10 protein-coding genes and 3 tRNA genes are annotated in these 9971 nt (G+C 59.9%); 1 reads left to right on the top strand and 12 read right to left on the bottom strand.

Going from position 1 to position 9971, the window contains the following annotated elements; translation table 11 throughout:
* The 4 genes from AB5Z14_RS08060 to serS all read right to left on the bottom strand — a co-directional run bounded on the left by AB5Z14_RS08060 (position 1) and on the right by serS (position 2421).
* Positions 1 to 77, bottom strand: a tRNA-Arg gene (locus tag AB5Z14_RS08060).
* 355 nt (positions 78 to 432) lie between these two features.
* Positions 433 to 509: transfer RNA gene (locus AB5Z14_RS08055), tRNA-Arg, on the bottom strand.
* A 77-nt stretch (positions 510 to 586) separates the two neighbouring features.
* A complete protein-coding gene (locus AB5Z14_RS08050; RefSeq protein ID WP_117645937.1) occupies positions 587 to 964 on the bottom strand; it encodes a hypothetical protein in 378 nt (125 codons plus the stop codon).
* Between the two features lie 173 nt (positions 965 to 1137).
* Entirely contained in the window at positions 1138 to 2421 is a 1284-nt protein-coding gene (serS, locus tag AB5Z14_RS08045; protein ID WP_368131001.1) for a serine--tRNA ligase, read from the bottom strand.
* Between the two features lie 111 nt (positions 2422 to 2532).
* Here serS and AB5Z14_RS08040 point away from each other — a divergent pair, with 111 nt between their 5' ends.
* The gene (locus AB5Z14_RS08040; protein WP_368131000.1) at positions 2533 to 2706 is read left to right on the top strand and encodes a DUF6724 family protein; all 174 of its coding nucleotides are present in this window, start codon (positions 2533 to 2535) and stop codon (positions 2704 to 2706) included.
* A 157-nt stretch (positions 2707 to 2863) separates the two neighbouring features.
* Here AB5Z14_RS08040 and proC read toward each other — a convergent pair whose 3' ends face one another.
* The 8 genes from proC to rsmI form a co-directional block, all read right to left on the bottom strand.
* Positions 2864 to 3634 carry a pyrroline-5-carboxylate reductase gene (gene proC, locus AB5Z14_RS08035; protein ID WP_117655499.1) on the bottom strand — a complete coding sequence of 257 codons (771 nt, stop codon included), beginning with the start codon at positions 3632 to 3634 and terminating at the stop codon, positions 2864 to 2866.
* Between the two features lie 74 nt (positions 3635 to 3708).
* Positions 3709 to 4179, bottom strand: coding sequence for a 23S rRNA (pseudouridine(1915)-N(3))-methyltransferase RlmH (rlmH, locus tag AB5Z14_RS08030; protein ID WP_035136824.1), 471 nt, complete (start codon positions 4177 to 4179; stop codon positions 3709 to 3711).
* 6 nt (positions 4180 to 4185) lie between these two features.
* Positions 4186 to 5124 carry an SPFH domain-containing protein gene (locus tag AB5Z14_RS08025; protein ID WP_117757556.1) on the bottom strand — a complete coding sequence of 313 codons (939 nt, stop codon included), beginning with the start codon at positions 5122 to 5124 and terminating at the stop codon, positions 4186 to 4188.
* A 288-nt stretch (positions 5125 to 5412) separates the two neighbouring features.
* Positions 5413 to 5499, bottom strand: a tRNA-Leu gene (locus AB5Z14_RS08020).
* A gap of 43 nt (positions 5500 to 5542) precedes the next feature.
* Entirely contained in the window at positions 5543 to 6460 is a 918-nt protein-coding gene (locus AB5Z14_RS08015; RefSeq protein WP_368130999.1) for a TatD family hydrolase, read from the bottom strand.
* On the bottom strand, positions 6450 to 7310 hold the full coding sequence (gene rsmA, locus AB5Z14_RS08010; protein WP_117583810.1) for a 16S rRNA (adenine(1518)-N(6)/adenine(1519)-N(6))-dimethyltransferase RsmA: 861 nt from the start codon (positions 7308 to 7310) through the stop codon (positions 6450 to 6452). Before rsmA ends, AB5Z14_RS08015 begins: the two co-directional genes overlap by 11 nt.
* Positions 7311 to 7417: 107 nt before the next feature.
* Positions 7418 to 9019, bottom strand: a complete 1602-nt coding sequence (gene metG / locus AB5Z14_RS08005) for a methionine--tRNA ligase (RefSeq protein WP_117583811.1) — start codon at positions 9017 to 9019, stop codon at positions 7418 to 7420.
* A 69-nt stretch (positions 9020 to 9088) separates the two neighbouring features.
* A complete protein-coding gene (gene rsmI, locus AB5Z14_RS08000; RefSeq protein WP_117583812.1) occupies positions 9089 to 9967 on the bottom strand; it encodes a 16S rRNA (cytidine(1402)-2'-O)-methyltransferase in 879 nt (292 codons plus the stop codon).
* Between the last annotated feature and the right edge of the window lie 4 nt (positions 9968 to 9971).

Raw genomic sequence — 9971 nt, 5'->3', positions numbered from 1 at the left:
TGGTGCGGCGTATAGGATTCGAACCTATGACGTTCTGATTCGTAGTCAGACCCTCTATCCAGCTGAGGTAACGCCGCAACGCACGGATTATTATGCACGCGAGCCCCCGATGGGTCAAGCGACAATTAGAAAAAATTTTACGGAGTGATAATTAAGTTGTTCGTGCCTCGACCGAGGTTCGAATCCATGCGGTGTTGCCATAAAAGAAAAGCCCCCGTTGCCGGAGGCTTTCAATTTCAATTGGTGCGGCGTATAGGATTCCGCGCATCCGCTTCGCGGATCCGCACCGGCTTCGCCCGCCTGCCGGCGGACTCGCCCGCGGGCTAAAAACGCTCCGCGTTTTCTTGACGCCCGCGCCTCGACCGAGGTTCGAATCCATGCGGCGTCCGCCTAAAAGAAAAGCCCCCGTTGCCGGAGGCTTTCAATTTCAATTGGTGCGGCGTATAGGATTCGAACCTATGACGTTCTGATTCGTAGTCAGACCCTCTATCCAGCTGAGGTAACGCCGCAGCGCAAGACATATAAAACCACTTTAGCTTATTGGAGTCAAGCACAATTTCAAACTTTTTTGTGGAACGCAGTCTTGTCATGCTGCTCCGCATATACCGCCATTCCCCGTACGATCGATTGGCTTTTCGATCACGTCAAACTTAGCATCAAGTTCCCTCAGGAGCGATCTCACCCGCTGGGCACAATCATAATCGGCAAACGAGATGCTCAACATGCGAGCAACCTGATTAGATGTCTGGACCCCATAGAAATGCTCTAGGGCCACAAGCCCCTCGTGCGCCACAAACGTCTCAACCACATGAGGCGACTCCTCGTAGCACCATTGCGTCAACGGCCCCTCGCTCGTCTGTCGAACCACCAGGCCACCCATGCCAGACGGCTCACACGTCACAAGCAGGTACTCCCCGCCCTCGTCGCTCTCAAACAAAACCACCCGATCATCAAACAGCTCCATCGCGTCCCCTTTCTCTCGCTCTTATTTAGCAAAAGCATAGCAGGTAGATGGCTGTATACAGAACAGTTGTTCGTGTGTTTTCTATTGAGCTGTCCGCACGGCATGGTATGGACCTGCGCACGAAATAGGGCGCCCCCGAAGGAGCGCCCTTGCATATCGCCTATGCAGCCAAGTTACGCGACCGGCTCGATCTTCTCGAGGCCGCCCATGTAGGGACGCAGGACCTCGGGGATCGTGATGGTGCCGTCGGCGTTCTGGTAGTTCTCCAGAATGGCAGCCATGGTACGGCCAGCCGGCAGGCCGGAACCGTTAAGGGTGTGCAGGTAGCGCGAACCCTTGAAGTTCTCGGGGTCGCGATACTTGATGTTGGCGCGGCGGGCCTGGAAGTCACCGCAGTTGGAGCAGGAGCTGATCTCCTTGTAGGCGTTGTAGCTCGGCAGCCAGACCTCGATGTCGTAGGTCTGACGGGCAGAGAAGCCCAAGTCGCCGGTGCACAGGCTAATCACGCGATACGGAAGGCCCAGCTGCTGCAGCAGGTACTCGGCCTCGGCGGTCATGCTCTCGAGCTCCTCGTCGGACTCCTCCGGCTTAGCGAACTTGACCATCTCGACCTTGTCGAACTCGTGCTGACGGATGATGCCACGGGTATCGCGACCGGCGGAACCGGCCTCCTCGCGGAAGCAGGGGGTGAAGGCGGTGTAGCGGCGCGGCAGGGTGTCGGCGTCGAGGACCTCACCGGCGTGCAGGTTGGTGAGCACGACCTCGGCGGTAGGGATCAGGAAGTTGTCGCCCGAGACGTGATAGGCGTCGTCCTCGAACTTGGGCAGCTGGCCCGTGCCGAACATGGTCTGACGCTTGACGACGATGGGCGGCCACCACTCCTTAAAACCACGGCTGGTGTGCGTATCGAGGAAGAAGTTGATGAGGGCGCGCTCAAGACGGGCGCCGGCGCCACCGAGAACGGTGAAGCGGCTGCCGGAGAGCTTGTTGCCACGCTCGAAGTCGAGGATGTCCAGATCGGTGCCCAGATCCCAGTGTGGCTTAAAGTCGAAGTCGAACTCGCGCGGGGTACCCCAACGACGGCGCTCGATGTTCTCGTCCTCGTCCTTGCCGTACGGCGTGGCCTCGCAAGGAATGTTGGGCAGGTGAGCCATGAAGTCGTACTGCTCCTGCTCGAGAGCAGTGCGGCGCTCGGCCAGACCGTCAATCTTCTCGTTGACGGCGCGCACGGCCTCCTTGGCGGCCTCGGCCTCGTCCTTCTTGCCCTCCTTCATCAGGGCGCCGATCTTCTTGGACTCGGCGTTGCGCGTGGCCTGGAGCTCCTCGACCTCGGTGATGACGGCACGGCGCTCATCGTCGAGCTCAAAAAACTTCTCGCGGTCCCAAGACGTCTGGCGATTGGCCATAGCGGCGTCGATGGCATCGGGGTTCTCGCGAACAAACTTGATATCAAGCATTAGATCCTCCGGCGATATACATTCCATTTAGGTTGCAACCTTGTACATGTATGGGCAAGTATATACTTATGAGCGTTTACGACCCAACTCAACTACGCAAGAAGGCACCCAATGGACGCAGTTTTTTCCTTTTTGTTTGGCACCCGCACCGGTTTTGCCATCCTTTTCGCCGGCGGCATCCTGCTGTTTGCGATTATTGCCTTTGTAATGGAGAAGCGCACCCATAAGATGTATGTCGACCGCGGCCCCAAGTCCGAGGACGAAGAAGACGGCTTCTGGGACTAACCTGCCAAAAAGGGACAGGTTTATTTTGGTCGGTTTTATCTGGGCAAACGCAAGTGCCCCGCAACTGGAATTGAGCCAGTTGCGGGGCACTTTTCGCTAAAAGGACAAAACCGCAGGAAAAACCTGCCAAAATAAACTGTCCCTTTTTTGGTCGGTTTTACTGGAGGGTTGCGTCGATTGCCTTGACCAGGGCGCTGCGCATGCCGGCGTCCTCGAGTGCAACGACGCCCTTGATGGTGGCACCGCCGGGCGAGCATACGGCATCCTTCATCGCCGCAGGATGCTGGCCAGTTGCAAGCTGCAGCTTTGCCGTACCCAGCACCATCTGGCTCACAATGCGATAAGCATCCGCACGCGGGATACCGTGCTTGACCGCCGCATCGCCCAGGGCCTCGATTGCCATGGCGACAAACGCCGGAGCGCAACCACCCACCGTGCCGCCCACAAACAGCAGGCTTGTGTCGAGCTCGACGACAGCGCCAAGCTTACCGAGCAGGTCGAGCACCACAGCACGCTGCTCGTCGTTAAGCGTCGAAGCCTTCTCGCAGGCGATGACGCCCTCGCCCACCGAAACCGGCGTGTTGGGCACCGTCGAGATATGCGCGACGCCCGGCAGGACCTGCTCCCACTTGGCACTGTCCCAGGTCCAGGCAACCGACAGAACGACCTTTTTGGCAAGAGCATCCTTGAGCGGGGCGAATACCTTCTCGATCATGTACGGTTTGACCGCAGCGACCACGATATCGGATGCGGCGACAACCTCGGCGGCATCGTGGCAGGCGACCATGCCGCGCACCTCGCAACGCTCGACCAAAGCATCGTAGCGGCCTGCGCAGGCGCACATGTCGCCCGCGGCCACGCCGGCGGCAATCCAGCCATCGGCCATAGCACTCGCCATATTGCCAAAACCGACAAATCCGATCTTCATATCACACAGTCCTCTCAGATGCGTTCCTCAAAAACGAAAGTCATTGTCCCACGCTATTGTTTCGTATTGCCGACCTACTTGTGATACGGCTCGCCACGGCTAATCTTGCAGGCGCGGTAGATCTGCTCCAGCAGCACCACGCGCGCCAGGTTGTGCGGCAAGGTAATGCGCCCAAAGCTGAGCATCTCGTCGGCGCGGGCGCGCACCTCATCACTCACGCCGTCCGAACCGCCGATTACAAAAGCAATGTCGCTACTACCTCGCAGCATAAGATCGTCGAGCCTCGCCGAGAGCTCCTCACTCGAACGCTCCTTGCCCTCAATGGCCAGCAAGATCACATGCGCTCGAGACGGCAAGGCAGCAAGAATCGCCGCCCCCTCCTTGTCACGCGCAGCATCCACACCGCCCGCCTTAGCCGGGTCGATATCGGCCACCTCGCGGATATCCACCTTGGCATAGGCACCCAGACGCTTGGTGTACTCAGCGCACGCGTCCTTCCAAAAGCGCTCCTTGAGCTTACCAACACAAACGACGGTGTATTTCACGCGCGCCTACTCCTTCGAATCGTTTTGAACTTTGCCGGCAGCCAGCATCTGCTCGAACATAGAGGCCGACTGCGAGAAGTCGCTCGGCAACACGACCGTCGAGTTTTTGCCCGTACGTGCGAACTCCGTCATCATCTCGGTCCACTGCGTAAACATGAACAGCTGGTTGGCCTCATCGTTGCCAACGCCTGTCTCCTGGATAATCTCGAGCGAATCCTTGATGCCCAACGCGATAGCTTTGCGCTGGTTGGCGATGCCTTCGCCTGCCTTTTCCATCGCCTCAGCCTCGGCGGTCGCCTCGGTGACGCGCTTGATGCGGTCTGCCTCGGCGAGCTCCTGTGCCGCAGCGCGCTTGCGCTGGGCGGCGTTGATGTCGTTCATGGAGTTCTCAACCTCGGTCGGCAGTGCGATTTTGGTGATGAGCGTCGACACGAGGGTGAAGCCGTAGGCGGCCATCTGCTCGGAAACGGTAGCGTTGACATCCTTGGCGATGTCATCCTTCTTGGCAAAGACCTCATCGAGTGTGTAGACAGGAATCGAAGAGCGCAGGGCGTCGGTGATGAAGTCGCGCATCTGGTCGACGGGCTCCTGCAGCATATAGTAGCTCTTGTAGATGCCCGAATCTGCCGGGCCGGCGCCCATGTCATAGCTCACGTGGTACTGAGCGGAGACCTCAAGGCCAATGGTCACGTTGTCCTGGGTCTTAACGTCGATGCCAAATCCGTTTTTCATGGTGCGCAGACTCACCGTGGCGGCCTTGCGGTCAATCACGGGCACCTTCACGTGGAAGCCCGCGTTGACGATACGATTGAACTTACCCAAGCGCTCGATGATCACAGCGTGCTGCTGCTCAACGACGTAGCAGGCGTTGGGGAGCAGCAACAACAGGATGATGATGGGAATCAAAAGGCTGGTAAGGGCGGCGATGATACCGGAAAACAGCATGGTCTCTCCTCTGATAGGCACACGTTGGCATTAGGATACCCGTCCAAGGAGATCGTGCATAACAAAAAAGCTCCCATTGCTGGGAGCTCTTTCAATCCATGGTGCTGGCGAAAGGACGTCCGCGTATCCGCTTCGCGGATCCGCACCGGCATCGGCCGCCTGCCGGCGTCCTCGCCAGCTCGCTAAAAACGCTCCGCGTTTTCTTTACGCTCGCTCCTTCACAGGTTCAAGTCCCTGCGACGGGCCCATAACAAAAAAGCTCCCATTGCTGGGAGCTCTTTCAATCAATGGTGCGGGCGAAAGGACTTGAACCTTCATGGGGTTGCCCCCATACGGACCTGAACCGTACGCGTCTGCCAATTCCGCCACGCCCGCGTGCAGGAATTAGAATAACGGAGCGCCACCGCGAACGCAAGAACTATTTTTGAAAAAGTTTGCAGGCATTTTCCCAAGCGGCTCGCGCGATTGCCTCGGCATCCTCGCCGGTGCGATCGACACGGTCGTTGACCAGCGCGTTTGCCGTAATGGAGATCATTGCTGGCTCGCATTCAAGACCGCGAATGGGCTCCGGCGCCATATACGGGCAATCCGTCTCGAACAAAATGCGGTCGAGCGGGGTCGCCGCAAATGCCTCGCGCACGTCGTCGTTGCGCTTAAAGGTGGCCGCACCACCATAGGCGATATAGCAGCCCAGCTCCACAAAGCGCTCCATCGTGGCGCGGTCCTCGCCAAAGCAGTGCAGCACGCAACCGGCCTGAGGCACACCCACCTCGCGCAGCACGTTGTACGCATCCATATGCGAGGTGCGCTCCCCATCCGAGTCCTCGTGCCGCAGGTGCAGCTCCACCGGCACATTGCGGCGCACGGCAACTTCGAGCTGACGCGCCATGCAATCAATCTGCACACTGTGGGGCGCCGGCGCGATGTCGTCGTCGTAATCCATGTGGTAGTCCAGACCGATCTCGCCGATACCGGCGCACAAAGGGTCATCGAGCGCAGCAACAACCTGCGCGTGAATGTCATCGGTATAATCCGGCGCGCCATAGGGGTGAACGCCAGCGAGATACTTGATCTGCGGAATATCCCGCATCGGCAGAATTTCGCGCACGAGCCAGTCGCTATAGTCCGTCACGCTGCGCTTGTCGGCGATGGGGTCGAGCATCGTCACCAACAGGTCGACGCCCGCGGCTTTGGCGCGCACGAGCGTCTCGGGCACTTCTTTCCCCCAAAACGAAAGCAGATGCGCATGCGTGTCAGCAAGCGGTGCCAAGGGCACGGGACAAGCAACCGTCTTCTTTTTCTTGGTAAACGTCACGCGTTCGGCATTAGGCATCATGGATGAGCTCCTGAGCCAGGCGGATAAAGTCGGCAACATCAAGCGTTTCTGCGCGCGTGGTGGGTGCGATACCGCAAGCCTCAAAGGCGGCGTCGAGCACGTCCTTGGCAAAGCCGTTGGCGCTCATGGAATTGCGGATGGTCTTGCGGCGCTGAGCAAATGCAGCATCAATCACGCGGGCCACAAACTCGCGATCGAGTCCTTCGGGCGCCACGCCGTCAACACGGTCGATACGCACGACGGCCGAGTCCACGTGCGGTGCCGGCATAAAGCAACGTGGCGGCACCTCAAAGCGACCCGTAACCTGCGCATACAGGCCGAGCTTTGCCGTGTAGCCGCCATAGGTCTTGTTACCCGGCACCGCGGCAATGCGATCGGCAACCTCCTTTTGAACCATGACCACGGCACGCTTGAGCGCGGGCATCGTCTGGAAGAACTGCAGGATGATCGTCGCCGCCACGTTATAGGGCAGGTTCGCGACAAATACCGTCGGCTCACCGCCTGCAGCCTGCTCAATCTGCCCCGTCGTCACCTTGAGCGCGTCGCCCATGATAAAGCGGAAGTTGGCATAGTCGGCGGCATGGGCATCGAGCACCGGTTCGAGTTCGGGATCGGCCTCGATCGACGTGACGCACGCCGCCTCCTGCAGCAGCGCGAGCGTGAGCGTACCAACGCCCGGGCCAACCTCGAGCACGCGCTCATCGCCCGTGAGCTCGGAAAGCTCGCAAATGCGCTCAATTACATGGTTGTCGATCAGGAAGTTCTGGCCCAGGCGATGCTTGGTCGCAAGGCCAAACTCCTCCAGCAGCTCCCTTGTTGCCGTGGGGTTTGCCAAAGGCGAAGTTGTCATAGTTGCCTCCTTAGCATGATGGCGGCGTCTTGAAACAAAAGGGCATGGACCGTTGCGGCCATGCCCTTACATCTAAACAGCAAATTGCCGATATGGCGCGCGGCGTCTTAGCCCAGACGCGGGAACAGCGGCTCACCCTTCTCGACGGGCTGACCACCGGCAAGCAGGCCCCAAGCGCAAATGCCCTTGAGGTCGTCGCTCGCGGCCTCGTCCTCGCAGGACAGGCGGCGCAGGGCTTCGGCAGAGGTCTGAGGCATGAGCGGCATCAGCAGGTGAGCGGCAATGCGGATGGCCTCGAGCAGGTTGTAGATCACAAATGCCAGCTCGTCAGCCTTAGCCTCATCCTTGGCAAGCGCCCAAGGCTCGGAGTCCTCGATGTAGTGGTTGGCGGCGTGGATGAGCTCCATAACCTCGTCCTTGGCTCCGCCGTAATCGAGCACGTCCATCTTGGCCATGTAGCGGTCGACCAGGCCATCGGCGATCTTTGCCAGCGGGTTGTCGAACGCATCGAACGATGCGGGCTTGGCGGGCGCGCAACCGTCAAAGTACTTGCCGCTCATGTTGAGCGAACGCGAGATAAGGTTGCCCCAGCTGTTGGCCAGGTCGGCGTTGTAGACCTGCTCCATGCGATCGAAGCTGATAGCGCCGTCGGTACCGGGAACGACGTCGGTCATAAAGTAGTAGCGATAGCCCTCGACGCCCAGCATGTCGATAACGTCCTGCGGAGCGATGGCGTTACCGCGGCTCTTGGACATCTTCTCGGCCTTGCCGGTCTCGGCATTGCGCACGGTCAGGAAGCCGTGGGCAAAGACGTGCTCGGGCAGGGCCTCGCCGATGGCCATGAGCATGGCGGGCCAAATGACGCAGTGGAAGCGGATGATGTCCTTACCCACGATGTGGAACTGCGCGGGCCAGCGATAGGCCAGCTCGGCACGCGCCTCGTCGGTGTCGACACCGTAGCCGACGGCCGTCATATAGTTGAGCAGCGCGTCAAACCATACATAGGTCACATGGCCCTCGTCAAACGGAACCTGGATGCCCCAGTCAAAGCTCGTGCGACTCACGGAAAGGTCGTTGAGGCCGCCCTCGACAAAGCTGCGAACCTCGTTCATGCGGAACGCAGGCTCGACAAAGTCGGGGTGCTCGTCATAGAGCTTGAGAAGCTTGTCCTGGAAGGCGGAAAGCTTAAAGAAGTAGGACTCCTCCTGGACGCGCTCAAGCGGACGGTGGCAGTCGGGGCATAGATGCTGGCCGACGCTGCCGTACTCCTCGTCGCCCTTCTGGACCTGCGTATCAGTGAAGTAGGTCTCGTCAGGCACGCAATACCAACCGTCGTAGCTGCCCTTATACAGGTAACCGGACTCCTTCATGCGCTCCCACAGGTACTGCACGGCATGATGCTGGCGCGGCTCGGTGGTGCGGATGAAGTCGTCGTTGGAAATCTCGAGCTTGCTCCAAAGCTCCTTGAAGTGCGGGGCCTGGCTATCGGTCCACTCCTGCGGCGTCATGCCATGCTTGGCTGCGGCCTCGGCGACCTTCTCGCCGTGCTCGTCCATGCCGGTCAGGAACTTGACGTTATAGCCGGCGGAACGGCGATAGCGAGCCTGAACGTCGGCGATGATGGTGGAATAAGCCGTGCCCAGGTGCGGATCGGCGTTGACGTAGTAGATGGGCGTCGTGATAAAGAACGAAGGCTTGCTTTGATCCATGGGGTTTGTCCTCCAGAAAAACGTTGCATACAGAGGATGATTCTAGCGCAAGGGCTGGATATCCTCCATCTATTGCATATCGAGCACCATGGCATAGACATCGCGCTTGCGGCGCGAATACTTCTGAGACAGGCGCTTAGCCACCGCAGACGCGGGCTCCCCCTCCTCGAGCGCGGCGCGGATATCCTCGCGCAGGGCCTCGTCGGGATCCGCTGCCGTGGCGCCGACCGGCACGATACCGGCCTCCTCATCCTCGCTCGGTGGCGCGATGACCAGCGCAATCTCGCCCTTTACCTCGCCGCGAGCACGCAGCTCCTCGGCAAGCTGGTCAGCGGGCCCGCGCAAGACCTCCTCGTGCAGCTTGGTGAGTTCGCGGCAGACGGCAACCTCACGCTGGGGAAAGACCTCCGCCACGGCCTCGAGCGTCGCCACGATGCGATGTGGAGACTCGTAGAAGATGAGTGCGCCGGGCACCACGGCAAGGCGCTGCAAACGGCGCACACGGTCGCCGTGCTTTCGGCCCAAAAAGCCCTCGAAGAAAAAATGCTCGCAGGGAATGCCGGACGAAACAAGCGCCGTGACGCAAGCAGAGGGCCCGGGAATAACTTCGACGGGTACATCGGCCTCACGCGCCGCCTCGACCAGCGCCTGGCCGGGATCGGACACGCTCGGCATGCCGGCGTCCGAGGCAAAGGCGAGGGTCTCCCCCGCCAGCAGACGGTCGACCAGGCCGGCAGCGCGGCTAGCGATCACATTCTCGTCGCAACGGACAAGCGGCTTGGAAATGCCCAGGTGCATCAGCAGCTTTGACGTCACACGCGTGTCTTCGCAGCAAATGGCATCGGCGGCGGCAAAGGCCTCGCCAACGCGCGGGGACAGGTCGCCTAGGTTGCCGATGGGCGTGCCGACCACATAGAGTTTGCCCGTATGGGCGCTGTTTTGCGTCATATCA

This window comes from Collinsella aerofaciens, from assembly GCF_040910265.1.
Classification (GTDB): Bacteria; Actinomycetota; Coriobacteriia; order Coriobacteriales; family Coriobacteriaceae; genus Collinsella; species Collinsella aerofaciens_BK.
Note: the sequence above shows the minus strand (reverse complement) of the source record. Positions and strands in the feature narration are given on the sequence as shown.

What these genes read in the sequence shown, in the direction of transcription:
- rsmA (WP_117583810.1), bottom strand. Translation starts at nt 7,310, where the DNA reads ATGACAACTTCGCCTTTGGCAAACCCCACGGCAACAAGGGAGCTGCTG.
- AB5Z14_RS08025 (WP_117757556.1), bottom strand. Translation starts at nt 5,124, where the DNA reads ATGCTGTTTTCCGGTATCATCGCCGCCCTTACCAGCCTTTTGATTCCC.
- proC (WP_117655499.1), bottom strand. Translation starts at nt 3,634, where the DNA reads ATGAAGATCGGATTTGTCGGTTTTGGCAATATGGCGAGTGCTATGGCC.
- rsmI (WP_117583812.1), bottom strand. Translation starts at nt 9,967, where the DNA reads ATGACGCAAAACAGCGCCCATACGGGCAAACTCTATGTGGTCGGCACG.
- AB5Z14_RS08040 (WP_368131000.1), top strand. Translation starts at nt 2,533, where the DNA reads ATGGACGCAGTTTTTTCCTTTTTGTTTGGCACCCGCACCGGTTTTGCC.
- serS (WP_368131001.1), bottom strand. Translation starts at nt 2,421, where the DNA reads ATGCTTGATATCAAGTTTGTTCGCGAGAACCCCGATGCCATCGACGCC.
- AB5Z14_RS08050 (WP_117645937.1), bottom strand. Translation starts at nt 964, where the DNA reads ATGGAGCTGTTTGATGATCGGGTGGTTTTGTTTGAGAGCGACGAGGGC.
- metG (WP_117583811.1), bottom strand. Translation starts at nt 9,019, where the DNA reads ATGGATCAAAGCAAGCCTTCGTTCTTTATCACGACGCCCATCTACTAC.
- AB5Z14_RS08015 (WP_368130999.1), bottom strand. Translation starts at nt 6,460, where the DNA reads ATGATGCCTAATGCCGAACGCGTGACGTTTACCAAGAAAAAGAAGACG.